This window comes from Endozoicomonas sp. NE40 (genome assembly GCF_040549045.1).
Taxonomy (GTDB): Bacteria; Pseudomonadota; Gammaproteobacteria; order Pseudomonadales; family Endozoicomonadaceae; genus Endozoicomonas_A; species Endozoicomonas_A lisbonensis.
This window is the reverse complement of record NZ_JBEWTB010000002.1, coordinates 351917-375516: the sequence shown is the minus strand read 5'-3', so window position 1 is coordinate 375516 and position 23600 is coordinate 351917. Positions and strand designations below refer to the sequence as shown.

Here is a 23600-nt window from a genome sequence, read left to right as displayed (position 1 = left end):
GACGATTCTGTCCAGATGACTTTTCCTATAGTCTGCTCATTACTTATTAAGCATTGATTAAATCAGAACAGGAATAAGAATGAATCTGGATGCGATCAACAGAGACCTGACTGCGCTATCGCCTCAGGACATCATTGCCTCAGCACTGGCTGATGCCAAAGCGCCCGTGCTGACCACCAACTTTGGTCCACATGAAGCCGCTATCCTGCACATGGTGACACAGGTAAGACCTGATATACCGGTGGTATGGATTGATTCGGGTTATGGTACAGAGGCAACCTATCGTTTTGCCAGACAGCTGATTGATCGACTGGGTTTGAATATCCGCATCTATCACCCTGAATACAGTCGCGCTTATCGCAGTGCTGTGATGGGAGGGGTTCCGGAAGTCGATACCCCCGAACACGATGAATTTACCCGTCAGGTTAAACTGGAGCCTTTTGCCAGAGCCATGGCGTCTGAAGCCCCGGATGTCTGGCTGACAGCCATTCGTAAAGATCAGACGGCGTTTCGGCAGGGGCTGGAGGTGGCGTCAGAAACAAAGGACGGTTACCTGAGGATTGCCCCATTATTGAACTGGACAGAACTGGATGTTGAGGAATATCTGGTTGAGCACGACCTGCCCATTGAAGAAGACTATTACGACCCAACCAAAATACTGGGACACAGGGAGTGTGGTTTGCATACGTCGGTCGGTCGTCAGAATAAAGACTGAGGATTTCTGGCTTTCCCCTTCAGCTCGCCGTTGCTGGTTTTAATCAACCGGGGCCAGCGACGTTTTTCATGGCAACTCTGTTCGTTTTCTTCTGTCACCACATACAGGCGGGTAAAAGGACCGTCTGTTGCAATCAGCCCCTGAATGAACTGGTCTGGTTCCAGCATAAACCAGTGGCTTTTGCCTTTGATGTCTTTTTCCATAAAGGCATCAACTACGATTTTTACCGGGCGGGGACTGAACCGGTTCCAGGCTCCCTGCTGAATGGACTCCAGCCTGGCCCAGCCACCCTGAGGTGAACGACCGGACTGGTCTTCACGTCTGCCCCAGGGAACCAGCACGCTTTGTCCCTGTCGGGTCAGAACGGGTAACCTTGCCTTTGGATTGGGAAAGAAGGTTTTTATCGTCTGACCTTCGTAATCAAACTGCACGCCACCGCACATTTCAAAGCCCCTTTCTCTCAGTGACCCATTTTAGTGCTTGCTGCCTCCGCGACAGTCCGGTGTATCAGGTGCCTGCTGCTGGCGTGACGCCCATTCTTCCGGTGTGTAAGTGTGCAAAGCCAGGGCGTGAATACTGTTCTGCATTTCGTCGGTTAGCAGGCAGTAAACCATCTGGTGTCGTTTGACCGGCATTTTCTGACAGAACTCACTGCTGACCAGAATGGCTTTAAAATGGGACTCCGAACCTGGTGGCGTGTTGTGCAGATGACTCTCGTTAATGACTTCAATATGTTCCAGCGACAAAGACGAGGATAGCTTGTCTTGAATGTGTTCGAGCATGCTCATACTTCATTTCCTATGCGGGGTAAAAACAGGTTATCAGGAATAAGGCAGAAGCAGAATGTCCATCTGAACCTGTTGTGTGTATTGTTTTATGAAATCCTGATAGCCGGAAATTATCAAGCGGCTGTCGGGTAATTCTGAGGATGACCCGGATTTCCCCAGTATTGTCTCAAGTTGTTTCTTTCCCTGTAAACCACAACAAACCTGGACAGTAAAGTCAGGCTGTTGCTGCGCAAGTCTGTTAATCAGTGTCATACCATAAAGGTTGTCTTTATGGTCAACCTGAAGGATCAGTTGTACAGACTTTCTGGTGGTTGCAGAGGAGGCGTAGAGTTTGCGCAACAGGGGCAGAATGGGAGCGAGGCAGCCGTCCTGTACAACAATCAGGTTGTTTGATGACAAATTTTGATAAATTTTTGTCCCTCGTACATCACTGATACTGATTTTTTGACCGATTTGTGTACAATCATGAGCCCACTGGCTGAACTGATCATTCGCTCTGCGCTGGATATGGACGGTTAACGGTTTGTCCTGTTCAGCCAGCGAGGCAAGATAACAGGGGCGGGCCAGTTCATTGCTGTTGTTTGAACGGCCTGAGGGCTGACTGGCTGAAGGTGGCGAATCTGTTGTCCACAGCGTAATCAGTTGCCCCGGCTGATAGTCAACAGGATGTCGGGGTGCTATATCCAGGGCGATAAGCGTGGACGTCAGCCTGGTTTTGCCAGTGATAATGCCCGGAACTGTATCTCTTTTTGCCAGAGATATTTCCATATCCTGTTCGGGCCTGCACAGGCAGGCCAGAAAGTAACCCTGCTGGACTTTGTCGATGTTCAGTGATTGCTGGCTGCAGGCTGGAACCTTTCCTTTTTCGACCTTCATCAGGCAGGAGTGGCAGTAGCCTGACCGGCATGAATGGGGGACAGTCAGTCTGTGTGACAGCAATGTTTCCAGTAATGGCCTCTGTGAACTGGCTTGATAGGTACGGCCTGCAAATGTAATTAAAGGCATGTTGTTTAAAATATGGTCTGTACGTATAAAAATTGTACACAGTTAGGGTATTTTACGGATAAATTAAGGGTTGGTCGAAAATATATTGTTATTGATCAATGTTTTGGCCGGAAAGTTGTTGATATTATGCGCTCGAAATTAGCGGTTAGTACATTGTTTGGTCGGTTTTAATTCGACGGGCGGTGTTTTTTGCCTTTTTAAAGGTGATAGCCGTAATTTTTTTGGAGAGATTACTGTTGCTTAAGAGTTGCTTGATGTTTTGCCGAAACATCAAGAGGACGATCATAGGAGCTGGGGAGCTTTAATGACTGTTATTCGCGAAGAAGATTTGATTGAGAGCGTTGCTGATGCTCTGCAATTTATCTCCTATTATCATCCGATTGATTTTGTTCAGGCCGTGCATGAAGCATGGAAGAAGGAATCTTCTAAAGCGGCGAAAGACGCCATGGCCCAGATTCTGATTAATTCCAGAATGTGTGCCATGGGTAAGCGCCCGATCTGTCAGGATACCGGTATTGTGACCATCTTCCTGAAAGTGGGGATGAACGTTCGTTTTGATACCGACAAGCCTCTGGATGATCTGGTGAACGAAGGTGTTCGCCGGGCTTACACTCATCCGGACAATGTTCTGCGCGCCTCTGTGCTGGAAGACCCTGCCGGAGCCCGCAAGAACACCAAAGACAACACTCCGGCCGTTATTCATACTGAACTGGTGCCTGGCGACAAAGTGGAAGTTCAGGTAGCTGCCAAAGGTGGTGGCTCTGAGAACAAGTCCAAGCTGGCTATGCTGAATCCGTCTGACGATATTGTTGAATGGATCAGGAAGACGGTTCCAACCATGGGGGCGGGCTGGTGTCCTCCCGGTATGCTGGGTATCGGTATTGGTGGTACTGCCGAGAAAGCCATGGTTATGGCCAAAGAGTCCCTGATGGACCCGGTAGATATTCATGAACTGCGTGAACGAGGTCCACAAAACCGGGTTGAAGAACTGCGTCTGGAACTCATGGATGCTGTTAACAACCTGGGTATTGGTGCTCAGGGTCTGGGTGGCCTGACTACGGTTCTGGATATCAAGATTAAAGACTACCCGACTCATGCCGCGTCCTTGCCGGTAGCGATGATTCCAAACTGCGCGGCAACCCGCCACGCACACTTCACTCTGAAGGGGAATGGTCCGGTATTCCAGACACCACCAAGCCTGGATGAGTATCCGGAAGTGGAGCTGGATATGAGCGAAGGTGTGTTGAAGGTGGATATTGACAATATCACCAAAGACGACATCAAGAGCTGGAAGCCGGGCGATACGATTCTGCTGTCGGGTAAAATCCTTACTGGTCGTGATGCCGCGCACAAGCGCATGATTGAGATGATGGAGCGTGGCGAAGAGCTGCCGGTTGACCTGAAAGGTCGCTTCATTTACTACGTGGGTCCGGTTGACCCGGTTCGTGATGAAGTCGTAGGCCCGGCAGGCCCAACCACGTCTACCCGAATGGACAAATTTACCCGTACGCTGCTGGAGAAAGGTGGTCTGGCCGGTACTATCGGTAAAGCGGAGCGCGGTGCTGCAACGATTGAAGCGATCAGGGACAACGAGTCTGTTTACCTGATTGCAGTCGGTGGTGCGGCATATCTGGTTTCTCAGGCTGTGAAAAAAGCCGAAGTTCTGGCATTCCCGGAACTGGGTATGGAAGCGATCTATGAGTTTGAAGTGAAAGACATGCCGGTAACCGTGGCGGTTGATCACACCGGAGACTCTGTTCACACCACCGGCCCTCAAATCTGGAAACAAAAGATTGAGGAGCAGATTCTGGAAGTAAAATAAACTTCCACGGCAATGTGCAATGTGTGTTTAAGGGCAGCTGAATCAGCTGCCTTTTTTTTGGCGTATTAATGATGGATGCTACTGAAACAGGTCGGGGCTGCAGATCGACAGTTTAACCTCGTCTGGCAGCTCGTTTATCTGTAGCTGACAGTAAGGGACAAATGACGGATTGTCTTTCGTTATGATCTTAAGCTGTTCCATACAGGCAGGGGACGGTGATTTTATTTTATCACCCTGAATCAGTGAGTATTGATCGGATGCACAGGAAGCGGCCAGTGATTGGTTTTCATTCGCTATCTTTTGCAGTCCGAAACAGGTACAAAGCGGCGTTTGTATCTCATTACCCAAAATCAGGGAATACTGTTCCGAGGTCAACCTGAGAGCATTGGTGGCAATCTGCTCGTTTGTGTACCATTCGTTAACGGGCTTGTTTTCCCAGGCTCGATGGGACACTTCTGTCGGGTCAAAATAATTCAGTAGCTCAGTCACCTCCTGATCCTTAATATGTCCAGCCCAGCCGAGAGGCGGGATTTGCAGATCGTTTTCAACGAATGAACAGCCATGGGGAATAACGGGGTCAACACTGGCTCCGTATAATAACAGCAGTCGGGACATTGTTGCTTCAGCCTGGTCTTTCTCTAAACGCAGAGCGTCAGCCAGAAGTCCACAGGACGGCATTGGGGTCAGTAGCTCCCGCCTGTTTTGGTGCAGGTTGTGTTTCATCTGTGCATACTGGTGACGTGAAATGAAAGCATTAGGATTAGCGCCTGCGCTGAGATACAGCTCAACCCAATAAGGTTTCCCGCTATGAACGGCATGATAAAGCCAAAGATCTATTGTCTGATTTTGAAGAGGCAAAGTCATAAAATCATAGTGACCATAGAGCGATAAAAGCGCAGTATAAGTTTGGGAGTGCGTGTTGTTCATGGCGGCAATGGGTGACTGGCACAGGTAAGTCAGGTGTTCCGGCAGATTACATGGTGAATCGACGACTGCGGGTTTCATGCCCATGGTCAGCGTGTACATAAACAGTGCAGGGGCGTCCCGCTGAACCAGCCAGGTTTGGATAGAGTCTTTTTCTGGCGAGTGATCGTACTTCAGATAGTGTTTCAGTTGGGTAAAGCTCTGCAATTGCTGTAAATGCTGACTGGTTGGAGAGTACCAGTCAGCCCTGCGGTTCAGTTTTGTGAAGTGGTTAGTCAGTGACTCTGGCAGTTCGACAGTGCTTTCTGGCAGCCAGCGATTCTTGTGTATGAGATGAGCAGCCTGTCCGGGGTATTTTTGCACCAGGAAATTCCTTAACTCCGGATAATCTTCCATATCATATTGAAGCAGATGTTCAGGCTTTACCCAGATGGTGTCGTGGGCATTGATGCGTTGGGAAGTGGTATCCGGGGATTCGGTCAGTATTTCCAGTTTTTGTCGTGTGCTGAGCCGTTGGTGACTGCTATCCTGGCAGTTTTTCATGGCAAAGCTGCTTAGGTAGCGCTGCTCCCGTTCCGGATAAGCAGAGAGGGTAATGTTTTCAGGTGCCATTATCTGTGTACAACGGGCATTAAGCAGGTCGAAGTAAGCACTACAGATCTCTGGTTCATCATTGTTCAGAGGCATACTGCACAGACTTTCGAACACAGAATGCTTTTCTTCATCGCGTGTGAAGGCCATGGCGACATCAAAGCTGGTCATGCCTTCATTATTACGCTGCATCGGGTCAATTGAATAAGGTTTCAGAGTATCCAGACTCTCGGTCAGATGATTCTTGATGGCGTAGTGCAGTACAGTATTGCCTTCGTAACTGAGAGTTGAAAAGTCACTGCCCAGCCTGTCTAACCATTCCATAGCCAGGGGTGTCAGAATAGTATGACCAGCATAATGCAGTGGCGTGAAACAGTCAGAATCTTTGCGACAGGTTACGAGGCGGTGTACTTTTTTGAGATCGTGTCTGATGACCCTCTGGTCATTGAACATGTCAATCATTTCGGAAACATGATCACGCAGTGTGCCGTATGAATGCGTCCGGTTCCAGAACCAGCTTAAAACCCCCTCCGGAGAGGAGATATCGTTCTGAATCGCGTCCAGCCGGGCTCGGAAGTAGGGATGGCTTCTGGCAATTTCCATCATTTTATCACCACCTGCCCGGACGTAGCCTGCCAGTAACAACCATAAATCTTTGTCACGACTGAGATTGCCGTGGGAGACCATTTTGTGAAAAATATTAAAGCCTCCCGCAGGGTAGACAAAGGGGTTTGCAGCGTGGGTGATCAGTAGAAGGGGGATCAGGGTATACGCAGAATTATACTGACAGTTCTGTACCGACTGTATCAGTGGTGTTTCACCCCTAACGTTCAGGGCATTGACATTTGCACCGTGGGTGAGCAGTGTCTGCATCGCCCCTGCAGCCTCCCGACTGACAGGCTCACTGGCACAGGAGTCAGGATGGGTGACGAGATAATGCAGGGCGGTTTGCTTATTCTGTTCTGGCCCTATCCACTTATCAGGGGTGGCTCCGGCTTCAGTGAGCTTGTTCAGGGCTTTGAAGTGTTTATAAGTAATCGCAAGATAGGCTGGGTCAAGCTCCTGGGTACCGCAACCGTCAGGGTTGGCACCATATTCTAATAACAGATCCAGAACATCGTGCTTATTGTACATGACTGCCATATCCAGCAGACCGACCTGAGCTATATAGGTCTGGCCGAGAATGCCAAATTGATCTTCAAATACCGCATTCACAGGCAAACCCTGTTTGATGACTTCTTTGACTTTGTCCAGCTTACCCTGTCGGAGGTATCGGGCGGCATGCCAGAGGTTTTTTGTGGTGTGCCTGTCCGGGACTTTGCAGTGGGGCTTGGCAGGTCGGTAAAACACCGGGTTAGCCCCAGGCCGGCCATCCCCATAGGTAACGCTGTTACCAGCAAAGCACCAGAGAATCAGGCAAAGATATAAAGCCCGGCATCCTGACGGTTTTAACCTCATAATTTCTTTACTTCCTTATAGTCCGGTTATTTTTAACCCGACTATTTTTAACCCGACTATGCTCCGCGCCGATGCAATAAAACCTATGGCCTGTCTTGCTATTAATGAGAACAGGGGGAATTGTAAATAAGACACTGTGAGCCATAGCTTAGTTCCTACCTTGTTCTTTTTAGCTCTATGAGGCTTTTAATCAGGAAAAGATAGTTGATAGCAATAAAACTGCCTGAAAAATCCATAAGTACTTACCAGCCCTAAAGGCAAGGCTCAGGAGGCTAATTTGTAGAGGGTCTAAACTGTCGCGATGTTTAGTCAACCGGTCAGTGAACAATGGATTCGGCAGTTAAGATCCGCTGCATCACCACCCTCAGTGCCACACTGGAGTTTTACGACTTTACCCTTTTGATCTTTCTGTCCGGGGTGATAGCCAGGGTCTTCTTCCCGGAAGGCTCTGCGATGAGTGGCGTGATGCCGGTTTTAATACTGTTTTTTGCCGGTTATCTGGCCCGCTTTGCTGGTGGGCTGATGTACAGCCACTTCGGTGACCGGTATGGGCGCAAAAAACCTTATATATACTCAGTGCTGCTGATGTCACTGGCGACCCCGTGCATTGCAGTGCTGCCAGGAGCCGATGAATGGGGAGTTTTTGCGCCCCTGTCTCTTCTGGTGTTGCGGATTATTCAGGGGTTGTCCCTTGGCGGGGAGATTCCCGGCGCTGTGGTTTTTGCCGCCGAACATACCCGCCCCGGACGCAGAGGTCAGGTGACCGGTCTGGTCATCAGTGGCGTAACCTTTGGCAATGTGTTGGCGACAGCAACCGTCACGGCTTTGTACCATTATCTGAGTGATGATCAGGTGGTTGAGTGGGGCTGGCGGGTCGCCTTTATGACGGGGGGAATACTGGGGCTGATCAGCCTCTGGTTGAGGTTGTCGCTGGAAGAAACGCCTGTATTCAAAGAGTCTGTTTCCGGTCACCGCCCTGTGGTTCCTGTCATCCATCTGCTCAGGTCGCACCGTATCAGCCTGATTCGGGGGTGCCTGGTGGCTATTTTTCCAGCGGTTACGACGTCTATCCTGCTGTTTATGCCCCGATATCAGTTGCAGTTCCAGAACATCGATCCGGAACGGGTATTTTCTATCAGCTTCTGGGGCTTTCTGATTCTGACAGTGGTCACACTGTTTATGGCGGTAGTGACGGATAAAACGGGTCGAATACCCATGATCAGGCTGGGGTGTTGTCTTGCCCTGCCTATTGTGGTGACCTTCAATTCTATTGGTATCAGCCCTTTCTGGGCCCTTATGCCATTGTTTATATCCTGCTCAATGGTTATGGGGGCTTATGAAGCCTCGATGGTTGAGTTATTTCCCACCCGGTCACGCTATTCAGGCGTAGCATTTTGTCACAATCTGGCATTCGCCCTGTTTGCCGGTTCCACCCCCATGTTGCTGGAATGGTTCTGCAGTCTTGGGCTGGTGATGGCGCCAGCGTACCTGGTAGCTTTCTATGCCATGCTGTTATTGCTGAGTACCTGTGGCTGGGAGGACCGCTATCAGGATGAATTGTCGCGTATTCCTGCAGAGTAATGGTGTGTTTTGATGGTCCCGGTGCTACTGTTATTCGAAAAATAGATGTGCATAAAAGTATATATTTGTGTGTATGGATATCAGCAGTTTTACTGCACTAACTTTGATTGGGATCAGTAATTTCAATAAACACCCATGGCTCAGTAATAGTGAAGTCCCCATCGTTTTCTTCAAGAAGCTCCCAGTGACCGAGTTGGCCCTGGACAAAGCGTGAAGGAAGTGTATAAGGGTCGTAGCTGTCTGATTTTTCACCCGCTATTTTGCGGCTAAACAGACAGTGGATATTCCGGTAATGAGGAAATCTGAGCTCTATCTCTGTCAATAACTTCTTCAAGCGCACTTTGCAACTTGGTACAAGAATATCGTACACGTTTGCAGCGCGTGTTTCTCCCGTTTCGCGCCTCTCTAGTCTGTCAGCCTGAATGATTGATTTGTATATAGTATGCGCCTTTGTCTTCCTGCAGGCGGTAGTACCAAGACCTAAGAAAGGGTCTCTGGGAGTTAGCCTGTAGTTAAAGGAGTACTGACCTCTGGTGACTACTTCACAGGCTTCAAACGACCCCTGCATTAAAGGGATCGGGCTTGCTATGTAGGGCTCTAAAATTGTTCCATGGGGACAATAAAACAGCAAACGACGTTCCGCTGGTATGCTGAACATATGGCTGGGAGGATACCGTTTTGGGAGCTCTCCGTATTCACAATCAATAATCAGGTTCTGGACCTCGGCACTTCTGAATGATCGGCCCGAAAACAAAAAAAAATGATTGCGGTTGTAGAAAAATCGTGTTTTTACACCGGTATAAGGCAAAATACGCCCTCCTCTTACTACCTGTCATTTAATATCTACACAGCTGTAATTCAGGACGGCTGGATGCTGAACGTCAGCCCCGGAAGTAACGTTGTTCAATGAATGGCATCTGGCTGACAGTCATGGGCAGAGCCTTGCCTCTGACAGAAGCGAAGACTTCAGTATTGATGGTGGCATAGTCTTTTGCAAGATAAGCCATGGCAACAGGGCGGCCAACCGTTGGACCAAAAGTGCCGGACGTTACCCTGCCAATGGTTTCTCCTTCAGCATTCATTAAAACAGTTCCTTCCCTGACGGGCGCACGACTACTGCCCAACAATCCGACCCGCCTGTTCAGCAACGCTTTAGTGTCTGTCGGCTGGAGAATGATATCCGCACCGGGAAAGCCACCCGCCCTGGTGCCACCGTTACGACGAACTTTGCTGATGGCCCAGTTCAGGCTGGCCTCAACCGGTGTGGTTGACGAGGTGATATCATGCCCATACAGGCATAATCCGGATTCCAGACGCAACGAATCACGGGCTCCGAGTCCAATCAGTTCAACTTCGGGTTGCTCCAGAAGTAAACGACCTATTTTTTCTGATTCGGAAGCCGGGACTGACAGCTCATAACCATCCTCACCGGTATACCCGGAGCGACTGACAAAGCATTCAATATCCTCTATGGCAACCCGGCGGGAATCCATAAAGATCATACTTCTCACTTCCGGTGCAAAACGACCCAGTACTTCGGCAGCTTCCGGTCCCTGCAGTGCCAGCAAGGCCCGGTTATCCAGACGTTCAAGCTGAATATCATTGGTCAGGTGGGATTGCAGATGGGCAATATCCTGTTCTTTGCAGGCGGCGTTCACGACAAGGTAGAGGCAGTCATCAGCAAAACGGCTGACCATCAGGTCGTCCATGATACCGCCCTGTTCATTGGTAAACAGGGCGTAGCGTTGGCGGCCCTCAGGCAGGTCAATGATGTCGACAGGCACCAGGGATTCCAGCCATTCAGCGGCTTTCTCACCCTTTAGAAACAGCTGCCCCATATGGGAGACATCAAACAGGCCAGCCTGCTTTCTGGTATGCAGATGTTCAGCTTTTATACCCAAAGGGTACTGTACGGGCATATCGTAGCCCGCAAAGGGAACCATTCGTGCTCCCTGTTCAAGGTGTAAAGCGTGCAACGGTGTCTGTTGCAGGTCTGGACTGGCAGGCGTTACTGCGGTCATGAAGCCCCCGGATTATAATAATGGTGCCAGCGTTTCTGGCGTTTTTGTTACTGCGCTTTGTCATCCAATTGTAGGTCTGCAGAGACAAAAGTAAACCGTTAGCCTGACGACACTGTTTGTTTAGATACTGACGAACCGGTTTTCTGTCTGCTGGCCGTTGCGCCCAGATAGATAGACAACAGCCCTGCTCCAACCACAAGCACCATGCCGCTCAGGGCAACCGTGTCGGGTACATGCCCCCACATCAGCCAGCCCAGAAAACCGGCAAACACCACACCCAGATAGTTGACTGGTGCCACAACTGTTGCTTTTGCCCAGGTGTAAGCCTGCGTATACAACCACATGGTGATGAATATGGATAAGCCAACATAGGCAAGCCAGGGCAGGGTCCACAATGGAATGGCCTGCCAGTTAGCAATGGCCAGTGGCAGGCTGCAGAGGAAGGAGATTGCAAAATAATAGAACAGGATCAGGCTGGACGGTTCTGTCGTCGACAATGTTCTTGTTCCCACCATGGAAAAGGCAAGGAAAAAACCAGACAGCAGGCCGACAATATGCCAGGGATTGATGCCGTTAAACTGTGGTCTCAATATCAGCAGAACGCCACAAAAGCCCAGTATCATGGGTCCCCATGACTTGCGGGGGATAACAACCTTCAGCCACAGCCAGATAGCCAGTGGCACAAACAGCGGGCCGGTGTTACGCAGCAGCGTTGCATCGACCAGTGGAATATGGGCCAGGGCCAGATAATAAACATAGAAGCATAACCAGCCGGTCAGGCCACGCATAAGGTGGGCAGCAGGCCGCTGAGTTTTCAGAACCCCGGAACCGTTGCGCAGCAACCATGGCAACATGACCACCAGACAAATTGAATACTGTACCAGAACGATCATCGGTACAGGCACATCGACAGCGATTAACTTGGTCGAGGCTGCGGCAGTACTGGCAATAACGGCAGTCGCCACTGCATAAGCAACGCCTTTTGGGGTATTTTCTTTCACAGCCGTCCCTGTTGTTGTTTTTAATCCACTGAACCGGAAACTGTGCTTAATTGTAAGCGCGGGGGCAGGAATGTAAACCTTTCGGGCGGACTGTTATTTGACCGATATCAACACATTCCCTCCACCCCTGCACTAGCATGCAGAACTCCCTTGCCCGGCGACCATCATGGACGTCTGTGTGCATAACCCTCTGCTGCGAGTTGTAATACGCTATGAGCAAACTTCTGGATCGCTTCCTGAACTACGTTCAATTTGATACACAATCCAATCCCGGGTTCGACACGGTACCCAGCACCAGTAAACAGTTTGAGCTGGCGAAATTTCTGAAGACAGAGCTGGAAACACTGGGATTGTCTGATATTTCTCTGGACGACAACTGTTATTTGATGGCCCGTCTGCCATCAAATACCGAACAGCCTGTGACTCCCATTGGTTTTGTTGCCCACATGGACACTGCGTTCGATTATTCCGGTGAGAATGTTAAACCGCAGATCATCAAAAACTACGACGGCAAGGCCATTGCCCTGGGAACCACTCTGACACTGTCGCCTGCTGAATTTCCTGAGCTGGATACCTGTCTGGGAAAAACCCTGATTACCACCGATGGCACTACTCTGCTGGGCGCTGATAACAAGGCAGGCATTGCTGAAATTCTCACGGCGATTGAATATTTGATTGAGCATCCTGAGATTAAACATGGTGATATCTGCATTGGCTTTACACCGGATGAAGAAATAGGTCGTGGTGCCAACCACTTTGATGTTGAGCAGTTTGGTGCTGAATTTGCCTACACGATTGATGGCGGGCCGGTTGGCGAACTGCAATTTGAAAACTTCAATGCAGCGCAGGCGCAGATTACCGTTCATGGCAAGAGTGTGCATCCGGGACATTCCAAAAACAAAATGGTGAATGCCATGCTGATTGCTGCGGAATTCATCGACAGTATGCCGAAAGATGAAACACCGGCAACCACGGATGAATACCAGGGCTTTTTCCATCTGAACAGCATGGACAGCAGCATCAGTGAAACCTTTATGCACTGGCTGATCCGTGATTTTGACAAAGATGGTCTGGAACGACGCAAAGCGCTTATTGAAAACAGGGTTGCACAGTTCAATGAACAACACGGTGACGGAACCCTGACCCTTGAGATAAAGGATAACTACCGCAATATGCGGGAAATGGTTGAGCCGCGTCAGGAGATTATTGAACTGGCAAAGTGCGCAATGGAGGCGTCTGAGGTGAAGCCGCTTATAAAGCCGATCCGTGGTGGTACTGATGGCGCACGCCTGTCGTTTAAAGGCTTGCCGTGCCCGAACGTCTTTACGGGTGGTTATAACTTCCACGGCCCTTATGAGTTTATTGCCCTGGAAGATATGGAAAAAGCCGTTGAAGTGATTGTGAATATTGCTCGTCTGGCGGTGAAGTAAACAGTCAATCACTGACTGGCAGCTTCATCTGTCTTTAAACAGGGATGTCCGGCTACGGCGGATGTCCCTGTTTTTTTTATGGTCGTACATTATCTGTACGAATGCGCATGAAATAATCCTGAAATAAGTAAGTTATTAAGAAATAAATACTTTTATTACGCTGTTTGGTCAAAAAAAACACTCTTAATTGACATGAGATTGACGTATGTCAGCACCGTTGAAAATGAAATGCGGAAAATAGCTACCCCCTGTCTGATGGATATTCGACCACCGGATGTAAGTGTAAGCCGTTTTCTATAAGACAGTTTTCATTTGTAAAAAGTGGTAAGCCGAAGGTTTTAGCAATGGCTGGCTGAGCCTGGAAAAGTGTTCATCAGGGCAGGGGTTATTTCCCTCAAATAAGGAATTTTTCATGAACACTGCAGTGAGTTCGAGCCCGTCTGTGGGTCAGAAAGGAGCACTTCAGCGCTTCCTGGATATTGTTGAGCGCGGTGGTAACGCGCTTCCTCATCCAATCATCATGTTCTTCTACTTTGCAGTAGGTACAGTAGCACTGTCTGCGCTGCTGAGCCTTATTGGCGTATCCGTTACCTATGACGCTATGGATCGTGCCAGTGGTGAGCTGGTGCCAACCACGGTGGCGATCAAGAGCCTGCTGACCGCTGACGGCATTCGTTTTATGTTTACCAATGCCATCGATGCGTTCACTGGTCATGCCGCACTGGGTACCATTCTGGTGGCGATGCTGGGTGTGGGTGTTGCCGAATACTCCGGCCTGATCAGCGCCATGCTGAAGCGTATGGTTCTGGCGACTCCTAAAAGTCTGTTGACGCCTATTCTGGTGTTTGCCGGTATTATGTCCAACATTGCATCCGACGCTGGCTATGTAGTGCTGGTACCTCTGGGTGCGATTGTATTCATGAGCTTTGGCCGTCACCCTCTGGCGGGTATTGCTGCAGCGTTTGCCGGTGTATCCGGTGGTTTCTCTGCCAACCTGGTGATCGGTTCTACCGACCCGCTGCTGGGTGGTATCTCCACGGAAGCGGCGCGCATCATGGACCCGACTTACATGGTGACTCCGGTAGCAAACTACTACTTCATGGTCGTGTCTACCTTCCTGATCACGATTCTGGGTACCATTGTTACCGACAAGATCGTTGAGCCACGTCTGGGTTCTTACGGTGGTGACATGGGTGAAAAAGCCGATGCCATGACGCCGGAAGAACTGGCTGGCCTGAAGCGTGCAAAATGGTCTTTCTTTGCCCTGGTTGCCCTGCTGTGTGCCCTGATCATTCCTGAAGCGGCACCACTGCGTGATCCTGCGACCGGTCAGATTCTGGGTAACTCACCGTTCATGCAGTCTATCATTCTGATCCTGACTGCTGTGTTCCTGATACCGGGCGCTGCTTACGGCTTTGGTTCCAAAACCTTTGAAAGCGCTGACGGCGTTGTGAAGGGCATGGTAAAGTCCATGTCTACCATGGCCAGCGTACTGGTTATTATCTTCGTCTCTGCGCAGTTTGTGTCTTACTTCACCTACTCCAACCTGGGCATCGTGGCTGCGGTATCCGGTGCTGACCTGCTGCAGAACATCGGCTTTACTGGCCTGCCTCTGGCGGTTGCCATGGTGATTCTGTCCGCTGTCGTTAACCTGTTTATGGGTGGTGCCAGCTCCAAGTGGCTGATCATGGCGCCGGTCTTTATCCCAATGTTCATGCAGCTGGGTTTCACTCCGGAATACACTCAGGTGGCGTACCGTATTGGTGACTCTACGACGAACATCATCACCCCGCTGATGACTTACTTCCCGATTATTGCCAGCTTTGCGGCTCGCTACCAGGAAGAGAATGGTCCTAAGATCGGTATGGGTACGGTGATTTCCATGATGATGCCATACACTTTCTTCTTCCTGGGTGGCTGGATTGTTCTGTTCATCATCTGGAGTATGCTGAACCTGCCTCTGGGTCCGGGTGCAGTGATGTTTATGTAACTTTTTATCGGTTACAGTTAAGCGATACCGTCGCTTTGTAAAAAACGGGCAGCTATTACACTGCCCGTTTTTTTTGCTTCACTGATCTGCTTTTTGAATCCGTTGCCAGTCCTGCGTCGTCAGTTTCATTAAACCCAGCCGTAACGTGTTGTTTTCCGGAGATGTGGCATCCTGATGTAGAACAGAAAAATAGTCGTCTCCCCATTTTCCCAGCAGAAAGTCGTCCAGCTGTTGTAAGTCCGTTTCGCAGACGCTAGTTGGTGGTTTAACTGGTTGTCATTGAGCTTAACCGTATAAAACAATCTCTCCATAAATCGCTCAAGCATTAAGGCTTATTGGGCAGGTGCTATGCAATACCCTGAAGGGCATAAAGGCGCAAAGGCGAGGGTGCCTGAACAATAAGTCAGAAAATATGATTTTATATGGTTGAGTACTTATGCACGGGGAGGCTGACCAAAATGTATGCAGTGATCTTTAAAGCCAGTGTTGAACAGTTTGATGAAGAATACTTCGCAATGGCTGAGCGTCTGCGTAAGCTTGCATTTGAACACTATGGTTGTCAGGGCTTTGACAGTTTTACAGAAGGTTCCAGTGAAGTGGCCATCTCTTACTGGCCATCACTGGAACAGATTCAGGCATGGAAATCGGACCCTGTGCATCTGGCAGCCCAGAAGGCTGGTCAGGGGCAATGGTACAGTTCCTATCAGGTTCAGATTGTAGAAGTGTTACGAGAATACGACTTCGCAGCTACGACCGGACGGTAGCCGCAGAGCGTTCAACTCATGGCAACGTAGCCCGGAAGTGACCGGATTTGCTCAAGCCAGCCCTGAACAGCGGGGTAGGCCGATAAATCAAAACCGCCTTCGTGGGCAACATGAGTGTAACCGTACAGCGAAATATCTGCCGTGGTGATCGCCTCGCCAGTAAGAAACGGGCTGGTATTCAGCTGTTGCTCCATAACGGTTAGCGCCTTGTGACCACCTTCCTGTTTTGACTGGTATTCTTCCCTGCGGCTGTCGGGCAGCCCCAGATATTTTGCAATAAACCGGGCGACGGCAATATAAGGCTCATGGCTGTACTGCTCAAAAAACTGCCACTGCTGGACTTTTGCATATTGGAAACGGTCGTCTGGCAGCAGGTCAGAGCCGTTGGCAAGGTAGTTTAAAATAGCATTGGACTCAGACAGGCAACGGCCATCATCCAGTTCAAGAACCGGTATTTTGGCCACAGGATTTTTCTCAAGAAAGGATTTTGTCTGAGTCTCGTCGTTTAAAATATCAACATCAACCCATTGATGCTCAATGCCAAGGAGTGAAGTTAGCAGTTTTATTTTGTAGCAGTTGCCTGACTGTATGTCACCGTAAACTATCATTGTTATTCTCATTACTGATCAGAATTATTAAACCGCAGACGGATAATGCCTTTCTGAGAGACCAGGTCCCGGCTGTCAGGCTGGGAAAATAACAGATTTATCTGTTCGTCAGAGACATCGAAAAGCTGCACGGCAACCTCTTTGATTGCTTCTCTTTCCGCTTCGCCTTCTTTCCCTTCCGGAGCGTTGTTATGAACTTTTTTGAGTTCCGAATAGACACCGGTTTCAATGCGACCAAACTGCTGATGTCTTTTATCGACGCTCCGCCTCTTAAAAGCAGATTTAACCGTTACCCCTAACCTTGCGCCACCGACAAGGGAGTCGGCAATCAGACTTCCGATCCCCGGAGCGGCGGTTGCTGCCGCTGTACCGGCAACAGCTCCGGTCATGTCAATCGCACTATTGGCTGCGGCAGCCTCAGATTTTACCAGAGTACGGTCTTTTTTCGCACTGATCACTTTCACTGCCACTTCCAGGGCATTTTTAAGAGAGGGTTTTGTTTCTACGATTGCAAAATTCCTGTTAATAAACCCGCCCAGCCAGGCCAGTTTGGCATCGAGAATACCATTACTTTTTCTCCGGTAGTTCCGTTCTTTAAACTCCCTTGCACTGCGAACCATATAGTCGGCTTTCAGAACCGGGATCGCAGACGTTACCATTGCTCCTACCGTCCATCGGGCCTGACTTTTTTGATGTTTTATTTTCCGGCCCTCATAGCTGGAAAATGCTTCAAGCGTATCGGTATCGCCTGAGTAATCCGTAATATAATTCCGGACATCAGACTTGTAAGGAAGCTGTTCGGATTTCTTCAGGTAACGGTGCAATCGGTTTTCATTAATGACCAGTTTATGCTTTGAGGCCAGGGCAGACTTGCCTTTCTTCAGCGGGGTGGAGTAGTCGACCTTAACGCCAACCGGTTTCATAATATCATTTAGCTGAGCCATCATCTTTTTAGACTGGTGAGCAGCCTTCAGCGGAGTGCTTTCTTTGTCAGCAGAGCCTTTCTTAAGCCTTTTCTCAAAGTGGGCTGCTCTTTCGTTAAACTCACTTTTCCATGCGATTAGACGCCTGTGGACGTCCTGACTGGTGTTGTCTTTTCGGTTTTCAGTCAGTTTTATCATCTGGTCTATTAATGCAAGGATTTGCTGGTCATTGCCATAGTGGCAATGCTGTTCACCAAGCACTGTGAGTAAAGGATTGCTGTCGCTTTCATTCCCTCTCAGCCTGGCAATCAGTGCATAATCTTTCATATCCTGTACGGATATTTGCTCAGTATCCCCGAAAGAAGCAGATTCCCAGTTCTCAACCAGTTTTCCACACGCCTCGAACGCTTCTTTTCTGTGCCGGAGTTTTGAAAGCTTATGCAGGTTAAGTCCAAGGGTGATGCTGTGAGAAACGATGCCTACGCCAACGTCAACGCCGACGCTGACCGGATCCAGCAGTCCTTCAATGTACTCTGAGGCTCCTGAATGCTCTACTGATTGTTTGACTGCACCATCCGTTATTTCGGGGTCTGACAGCGTGCCTTCCTGAACGGTGCTGTAATCAGCCTGCAGAGCCTCATAATCCTGCGTGGTAAACTGATCAAGATCGTGTGTACTCAGTTGGTCAAAAAACTGCTCTTCCGCGTGTGTAAATACCGACTCAATGTCATCCGCTGAAACCCCTTCCTGCTGAAAAGCTGTAAGGTCTTCCGGTGTCAGCTGGTTTGCCGCACTTTGTTGAATCTCTGAAAACTCTGATTCAACTCCGTTTGAAAATGCATGAGGCCCTGCGACGATATGCCCCGAACCCGCCGAGGCTGCGACACCTTTGGAGCTTTCTGTCAGGGCTGAAATATCTCCGGCGTCTCCTGCCAGTGAGGCCACTTCACCGAACCCTTCTATTGCTTCAACAATTCCCGGTGTCATTCCGGTGCTGCCTTCTGCTGTTCCTGCATTCGCCGTATTAATGACTACGCCTGCGCTTCCTCCGGCCATACCTGGCAGAGCATCAGCAAGAGGCTGCTTATTGCTTTTATCCGTGGAGGGGGCTGTTTTTTCGGCAGTGTGAACGTTTCTGGAGGGTGTATTTGGTTTGACTGACCTGTCATCCAGAGGACGGAATGTATCAGGCTTTTCTACAGGTTTGGCTTTCTTTCTCATAAAAGGCAGGAAGCTAAAAATCCGTCTTCCGTTTTTTTTGCCTGTTTTGCTATTTTTCTCTGGAGTTTCCTGCTTTTCGCTGGTGGTTTTGGCTTTTTCAGGAGGTGTTCCGGGCAGATCATAGCTCCCGCGCTTACCAAACCCTTTGATCCCGGACATCCTTGCCCCCTGGCTGCTCTTAAGTCATACGTGGAGTATAGATGTAGCAGTCTTTATCGTTCGGGGGCCTGGCTGATAATCCCATCGGGTGTAGTAGTTTGGTAAAGCGTTACCTGTAAACCTCCGTCGAAGGACAGCTGCAGACAAAATGCCTGTCACCGAAAGCGTTATCGACCCGGTTTACGGCAGGCCAGTACTTTCCGGCCTGAGTACCGGCGGGGAATACAGCGTCTTCTCTTGAGTACGGGCGATCCCAGCCGGAGTCAGCCAGATCGGCCAGAGTGTGTGGGGCATGAACCAGCGGGTTGTTATCCACTGGCCACTCGCCGTTCTCGACTTTTCTGACCTCCTGGCGAATGGCAATCAGGGCATCAACAAAGCGGTCAATTTCTGCTTTGGACTCGGACTCTGTTGGTTCGATCATCAGGGTACCTGCCACAGGAAAGGACATGGTGGGTGCATGAAAACCGTAATCCATCAGTCGTTTAGCAATGTCTTCCTCTGTAATGCCGCTGTCGTCTTTAATCGGGCGAATATCAATAATGCACTCATGAGCAACACGATTATTGCGACCGCGGTAAAGTACGCTGTAATGCTCTGACAGTCGCCCGGCAATGTAGTTGGCGCTGAGAATGGCGACTTCTGACGACTTTTTCAAACCAGTCTGTCCCAGCATCTTTATATACATCCAGCTGATTGGAAGAATGGATGAACTGCCAAACGGTGCTGCTGCCACAGCCCCTGTGCCTTCATGTTTCCTTTCAACCGGGCTGACTCGATCTATTGGGCTGACACGATGATTGGGCAGATAAGGCGCCAGATGCTGTTTAACGCCAATTGGCCCCATGCCCGGACCACCGCCACCGTGTGGAATGGCGAAGGTTTTATGCAGGTTCAGGTGCGAGACGTCAGAACCAAACTGTCCGGGCTGGGCAATGCCAACCAGGGCGTTCATATTGGCACCGTCCATATAAACTTGTCCGCCGTGTTCATGAATAATCGAGCAGATAGTACGAATGTCTTCTTCGAAGACGCCGTGGGTCGACGGGTAGGTGATCATCAGGGTGGACAGTCGTTCGCTGTATTGTTCTGCCCTGGCTCGCAGGTCGTTAATATCGACATTGCCGTTACTGTCGCACTCAACAATCACCACTTCGAGCCCTGACATGACGGCAGAAGCCGGGTTGGTGCCGTGGGCAGAGGATGGAATCAGGCAGATATTGCGGTGTGCCTGACCATTGGCTTTCTGATAGTTGCGTATCGCCAGCAGGCCCGCATATTCACCCTGGGCGCCAGAGTTTGGCTGCATGGACAGCGCATCATAACCGGTAATATTGATCAGGTCCTGTTCCAGTTCCCGGATCATGGTCATATAACCCTGCACCTGATCTCTCGGGGCAAAGGGGTGGATATTGGCAAACTCCGGCCATGAAACCGGCAGCATTTCAGCCGAGGCATTCAGTTTCATGGTGCAGGAACCCAGCGGAATCATGCCATGGGTCAGGGAGTAGTCCTTGTTCTCCAGCTGTTTCAGGTAACGCAGCATATTCGTTTCTGAGTGGTAACGGCTGAAGGTCGGGTGAGTCAGAATGGCATCGGTGCGACGCTGCTCCGGTTGAATGCCAGAGTCGTTTATCCGGGCATCTGTCTGTTTGATATCAAGCTGTTCGATATCAAGATCGTTGCCTGCGCCCAGGATAATATCAAACAGCTGACTGATATCTTCGCGGGTGGTGGTTTCGTCCAGACTGATGCCAAGCTGGTCATTGCCGACTCTTCGCAGGTTGCAGCCTGAATCCAGAGCTTTTTTATAGACAGTATTCTGATCGCTGCCGACCTGGATGGTCAGTGTGTCAAAGTACGAAGTATTACAGTTTACCCCGAAAGTGGTCAGACCTTTGGCCAGAATAGTAGTCAGACGATGCACACGTTCGGCAATTATCTTCAGCCCTCTGGCGCCGTGATAAATTGCATAAAAGCCTGCCATATTGGCCAGCAGAGCCTGGGCAGTACAGATGTTGGACGTTGCCTTTTCCCGTCGTATATGTTGCTCACGGGTCTGCATGGCCATACGCAATGCCTGATTGCCACGGCTGTCTACCGAAACGCCAATAATCCGGCCGGGAATGGAGCGCTTCAGTCTGGCGCTGGTGGCAAAGTAGGCAGCATGGGGGCCGCCAAAGCCCATGGGAACCCCAAAGCGCTGGGTGTTGCCAAGCGCAATATCGGCACCCAGTTCACCCGGTGACTTCAGTAGCACCAGTGCCAGCAGGTCTGCCGCCACTGATACCATGGCTTTCTGCTGCCGGGCCTGTTTAATAATGCTGGCAATGTCGCCTATTTCGCCGTAGGTACCCGGGTATTGCAGCTGTACACCAAAGATTTCGTGTTGATCAAGGTCGGTATACGGGTTGCCGACCACGACCTGAATACCCATATTTGCCGCGCGGGTCTGAATCACTTCGATGGTTTGAGGGTGAACATCGTCGGCAACAAAGAAAACGGAATGTTTGCTGCGATTCGCCCTTCGGCACAGTGCCATGGCTTCAGCGGCTGCCGTTGATTCGTCCAGAAGCGAAGCGTTAGCCACTTCCATACCGGTCAGATCCATGACCATCTGCTGATAGTTCAGCAGGGCTTCCAGACGCCCCTGGGATATTTCTGGCTGGTAAGGGGTATAAGCCGTGTACCAGCCAGGGTTTTCCAGCACATTGCGTTGGATAACAGGCGGCACATGCGTGTTGTGGTAGCCCATGCCAATGTACGATTTGAACACCCTGTTCTGGTCTGCAAGAGAGCGCAGGTAAGCGAGTGCCTGCTGTTCAGTCATGCTGTTGCTGACGTTCAGCGGCTGCTGCATGTGGATCGTCCCGGGGACAGTCTCTTTAATCAGCGCTTCCAGCGAGTCTGCGCCGAGCAGGTTTAACATAGCCTGTTGCTCTTTGGTGTCCGGGCCAATGTGGCGTCCGGTAAATGCATGGTTATGCTCCAGCTGCTCAAGTGCCTGTTTTTCAACGGCCATGTTTCTACCTTTCTTCTGGCAGTCACCCGCATCCTTTACGGAGGTGACTCTGTCGTGGATGGTTAAATGCTATTATCAGGTGCCACAGAAGCCTGACTGTAAACAGGCTCCCGGTCATGTGCCAGAGGTCAGCACATCACCACATTAACAGCCAGTCCACCGGTGGCTGTTTCTTTGTATTTGTCCTGCATATCCAGCCCGGTCTGGTGCATGGTTTCTATCACATCGTCCAGTGATACCCGGTGTTCTCCGGTACCACTCAGAGCCAGCCGGGCGGCATTGATCGCTTTGACTGCGCCCATGGTATTGCGTTCGATACAGGGTACCTGAACCAGCCCCCCAATTGGGTCACAGGTCAGCCCGAGGTTGTGTTCCATGCCGATTTCTGCCGCGTTCTCAATCTGTAACGGTGAGCCACCCAGTACCGCACACAAGCCTCCGGCAGCCATGGAGCAGGCTACGCCGATTTCTCCCTGACAGCCGACTTCAGCGGCTGAGATGGATGCGTTCTTTTTATAAAGCATGCCAATAGCTGCGGCTGTTGCAATAAAAGTGACGATGCCCTGTTCATCGCTGCTGTCTACAAAACGCACGTAGTAGGCCAGAACCGCAGGGATCACTCCGGCGGCACCGTTGGTGGGGGCTGTGACAACACGACCACCCACGGCATTTTCTTCATTAACGGCCAGGGCAAACAGGCTGACCCAGTCCATCAGCTCCAGCAGGTCTTTCTGGTGAGCCTTACGATTCAGCAGTTTCTGATGCAGGCCGCGGGCTCGACGGACTACATGCAACCCCCCCGGCAGTTCCCCGTCTTTTGCACACCCCCGGTCAATACATTGGTCCATGACTTTCCAGATGTGTAGAATCTGCTGTTCTATATCAGGGTGACGGGCGAGGTGATGCTCATTGGCCATCACCAGTTCGGCAATGGTCAGGTTATTCTCTTCGCAGCGCTGCAGAAGCTCTCTGCCATTGTCGAAGGGGTAGGGAATGGTTCTGGGCTGGGCGGGGAGGGTCTGATCTGTGCTGGCTTCCTGTTCGTCCAGTACAAAGCCGCCCCCGACGGAGTAGTAGTTGTTGTTGTGCAGAACGATGCCGGCATGGTCTCTGACGGTCAGAGTCATGCCATTGGGATGGGCTGGCAATGACTGCCCGAAGTGAAACTGCAGGTGTTGTTCCTGACTGAAGGCAATGGGGTGTTGTCCGGCAAGACGAATCTGCCCTGAGTCTTTTATGGCCCTGAGCAACTCTGGTGCTTTGTCCGGGTCAAGACGGTCAGGCTGTTCACCCAGTAACCCCAGAAGTACGGCTGTATCGGTCGCATGGCCGGAACCCGTCATCGCCAGTGCGCCGAACAGGTCGATCTTGATACTGGCGACCTGGTTCAGCAACTGTTTGTCGGACAGTTCGTTAAGAAAGCGGTTGGCAGCCACCATCGGCCCAACAGTGTGGGATGAGGAAGGCCCAATGCCAATTTTGAACAGGTCAAAGATACTCAGGCCCATGGGGTTCACTCCATCAGGTTCCACTAACTTTTTATCATAAACATTTTTTCATCATTGGTAGTGACGAAA

General features: G+C 50.3%; 17 protein-coding genes. 6 read left to right on the top strand and 11 right to left on the bottom strand.

Features of this window, described 5'->3' with window-relative positions; all coding sequences use genetic code 11:
- Positions 1 to 79: 79 nt before the first annotated feature.
- Positions 80 to 715, top strand: a complete 636-nt coding sequence (locus V5J35_RS02700) for a phosphoadenosine phosphosulfate reductase domain-containing protein (protein WP_354009787.1) — start codon at positions 80 to 82, stop codon at positions 713 to 715.
- Here V5J35_RS02700 and V5J35_RS02695 read toward each other — a convergent pair.
- Genes V5J35_RS02695 through V5J35_RS02685 form a run of 3 tightly spaced genes read right to left on the bottom strand, consistent with a single transcriptional unit; the run spans position 700 to position 2508 of the window.
- Entirely contained in the window at positions 700 to 1158 is a 459-nt protein-coding gene (locus tag V5J35_RS02695; RefSeq protein ID WP_354009786.1) for a hypothetical protein, read from the bottom strand. The genes V5J35_RS02700 and V5J35_RS02695 overlap by 16 nt on opposite strands.
- A 30-nt stretch (positions 1159 to 1188) precedes the next feature.
- On the bottom strand, positions 1189 to 1503 hold the full coding sequence (locus V5J35_RS02690; RefSeq protein ID WP_354009785.1) for a BolA family protein: 315 nt from the start codon (positions 1501 to 1503) through the stop codon (positions 1189 to 1191).
- A 33-nt stretch (positions 1504 to 1536) separates the two neighbouring features.
- Entirely contained in the window at positions 1537 to 2508 is a 972-nt protein-coding gene (locus V5J35_RS02685) for a 2Fe-2S iron-sulfur cluster-binding protein (RefSeq protein WP_354009784.1), read from the bottom strand.
- A gap of 304 nt (positions 2509 to 2812) precedes the next feature.
- Here V5J35_RS02685 and V5J35_RS02680 point away from each other — a divergent pair, with 304 nt between their 5' ends.
- Positions 2813 to 4330 carry a fumarate hydratase gene (locus V5J35_RS02680; RefSeq protein WP_354009783.1) on the top strand — a complete coding sequence of 506 codons (1518 nt, stop codon included), beginning with the start codon at positions 2813 to 2815 and terminating at the stop codon, positions 4328 to 4330.
- Between the two features lie 78 nt (positions 4331 to 4408).
- On the opposite strand, the gene V5J35_RS02675 is transcribed toward V5J35_RS02680, so the two are convergent.
- Positions 4409 to 7303, bottom strand: coding sequence for an ankyrin repeat domain-containing protein (locus V5J35_RS02675; protein ID WP_354009782.1), 2895 nt, complete (start codon positions 7301 to 7303; stop codon positions 4409 to 4411).
- A gap of 327 nt (positions 7304 to 7630) precedes the next feature.
- On the opposite strand from V5J35_RS02675, the gene V5J35_RS02670 reads away from it, so the two are divergent.
- A complete protein-coding gene (locus V5J35_RS02670; protein ID WP_354009781.1) occupies positions 7631 to 8884 on the top strand; it encodes an MFS transporter in 1254 nt (417 codons plus the stop codon).
- A 97-nt stretch (positions 8885 to 8981) separates the two neighbouring features.
- Here the strand turns inward: V5J35_RS02670 and V5J35_RS02665 are convergent, their stop codons facing one another.
- From V5J35_RS02665 to V5J35_RS02655, 3 genes are all read right to left on the bottom strand, one after another.
- On the bottom strand, positions 8982 to 9692 hold the full coding sequence (locus V5J35_RS02665) for a putative adhesin (RefSeq protein WP_354009780.1): 711 nt from the start codon (positions 9690 to 9692) through the stop codon (positions 8982 to 8984).
- 73 nt (positions 9693 to 9765) lie between these two features.
- Entirely contained in the window at positions 9766 to 10905 is a 1140-nt protein-coding gene (gcvT, locus tag V5J35_RS02660; protein WP_354009779.1) for a glycine cleavage system aminomethyltransferase GcvT, read from the bottom strand.
- A 98-nt stretch (positions 10906 to 11003) separates the two neighbouring features.
- On the bottom strand, positions 11004 to 11906 hold the full coding sequence (locus V5J35_RS02655; protein ID WP_354009778.1) for a DMT family transporter: 903 nt from the start codon (positions 11904 to 11906) through the stop codon (positions 11004 to 11006).
- 212 nt (positions 11907 to 12118) lie between these two features.
- Here V5J35_RS02655 and pepT point away from each other — a divergent pair, with 212 nt between their 5' ends.
- The 3 genes from pepT (at position 12119) to V5J35_RS02640 (ending at position 16090) form a co-directional block, all read left to right on the top strand.
- A complete protein-coding gene (gene pepT, locus V5J35_RS02650; RefSeq protein ID WP_354009777.1) occupies positions 12119 to 13336 on the top strand; it encodes a peptidase T in 1218 nt (405 codons plus the stop codon).
- 412 nt (positions 13337 to 13748) lie between these two features.
- Positions 13749 to 15326: an AbgT family transporter gene (locus V5J35_RS02645; protein WP_354009776.1), complete on the top strand. Its 1578-nt coding sequence runs from the start codon at positions 13749 to 13751 to the stop codon at positions 15324 to 15326.
- A gap of 458 nt (positions 15327 to 15784) precedes the next feature.
- Positions 15785 to 16090 (top strand): antibiotic biosynthesis monooxygenase family protein, encoded by a 306-nt coding sequence (locus V5J35_RS02640; RefSeq protein ID WP_354009775.1) that lies wholly within the window; start codon positions 15785 to 15787, stop codon positions 16088 to 16090.
- Between the two features lie 11 nt (positions 16091 to 16101).
- Here V5J35_RS02640 and V5J35_RS02635 read toward each other — a convergent pair whose 3' ends face one another.
- The 4 genes from V5J35_RS02635 to V5J35_RS02620 form a co-directional block, all read right to left on the bottom strand.
- Positions 16102 to 16698: a glutathione S-transferase family protein gene (locus V5J35_RS02635; RefSeq protein WP_354009774.1), complete on the bottom strand. Its 597-nt coding sequence runs from the start codon at positions 16696 to 16698 to the stop codon at positions 16102 to 16104.
- Between the two features lie 11 nt (positions 16699 to 16709).
- The gene (locus tag V5J35_RS02630; protein WP_354009773.1) at positions 16710 to 19001 is read right to left on the bottom strand and encodes a hypothetical protein; all 2292 of its coding nucleotides are present in this window, start codon (positions 18999 to 19001) and stop codon (positions 16710 to 16712) included.
- Between the two features lie 109 nt (positions 19002 to 19110).
- On the bottom strand, positions 19111 to 22023 hold the full coding sequence (gene gcvP / locus V5J35_RS02625; protein WP_354009772.1) for an aminomethyl-transferring glycine dehydrogenase: 2913 nt from the start codon (positions 22021 to 22023) through the stop codon (positions 19111 to 19113).
- 128 nt (positions 22024 to 22151) lie between these two features.
- Positions 22152 to 23531, bottom strand: a complete 1380-nt coding sequence (locus V5J35_RS02620; protein WP_354016254.1) for an L-serine ammonia-lyase — start codon at positions 23529 to 23531, stop codon at positions 22152 to 22154.
- Between the last annotated feature and the right edge of the window lie 69 nt (positions 23532 to 23600).

Excerpts from the sequence above, each read along its gene's own strand:
- V5J35_RS02680 (WP_354009783.1), top strand. The coding sequence starts at position 2,813 with ATGACTGTTATTCGCGAAGAAGATTTGATTGAGAGCGTTGCTGATGCT.
- pepT (WP_354009777.1), top strand. The coding sequence starts at position 12,119 with ATGAGCAAACTTCTGGATCGCTTCCTGAACTACGTTCAATTTGATACA.
- V5J35_RS02675 (WP_354009782.1), bottom strand. The coding sequence starts at position 7,303 with ATGAGGTTAAAACCGTCAGGATGCCGGGCTTTATATCTTTGCCTGATT.
- V5J35_RS02700 (WP_354009787.1), top strand. The coding sequence starts at position 80 with ATGAATCTGGATGCGATCAACAGAGACCTGACTGCGCTATCGCCTCAG.
- V5J35_RS02690 (WP_354009785.1), bottom strand. The coding sequence starts at position 1,503 with ATGAGCATGCTCGAACACATTCAAGACAAGCTATCCTCGTCTTTGTCG.
- V5J35_RS02645 (WP_354009776.1), top strand. The coding sequence starts at position 13,749 with ATGAACACTGCAGTGAGTTCGAGCCCGTCTGTGGGTCAGAAAGGAGCA.
- V5J35_RS02620 (WP_354016254.1), bottom strand. The coding sequence starts at position 23,531 with ATGGGCCTGAGTATCTTTGACCTGTTCAAAATTGGCATTGGGCCTTCC.
- gcvT (WP_354009779.1), bottom strand. The coding sequence starts at position 10,905 with ATGACCGCAGTAACGCCTGCCAGTCCAGACCTGCAACAGACACCGTTG.
- V5J35_RS02695 (WP_354009786.1), bottom strand. The coding sequence starts at position 1,158 with ATGTGCGGTGGCGTGCAGTTTGATTACGAAGGTCAGACGATAAAAACC.
- V5J35_RS02635 (WP_354009774.1), bottom strand. The coding sequence starts at position 16,698 with ATGATAGTTTACGGTGACATACAGTCAGGCAACTGCTACAAAATAAAA.
- V5J35_RS02670 (WP_354009781.1), top strand. The coding sequence starts at position 7,631 with ATGGATTCGGCAGTTAAGATCCGCTGCATCACCACCCTCAGTGCCACA.
- gcvP (WP_354009772.1), bottom strand. The coding sequence starts at position 22,023 with ATGGCCGTTGAAAAACAGGCACTTGAGCAGCTGGAGCATAACCATGCA.
- V5J35_RS02640 (WP_354009775.1), top strand. The coding sequence starts at position 15,785 with ATGTATGCAGTGATCTTTAAAGCCAGTGTTGAACAGTTTGATGAAGAA.
- V5J35_RS02630 (WP_354009773.1), bottom strand. The coding sequence starts at position 19,001 with ATGTCCGGGATCAAAGGGTTTGGTAAGCGCGGGAGCTATGATCTGCCC.
- V5J35_RS02685 (WP_354009784.1), bottom strand. The coding sequence starts at position 2,508 with ATGCCTTTAATTACATTTGCAGGCCGTACCTATCAAGCCAGTTCACAG.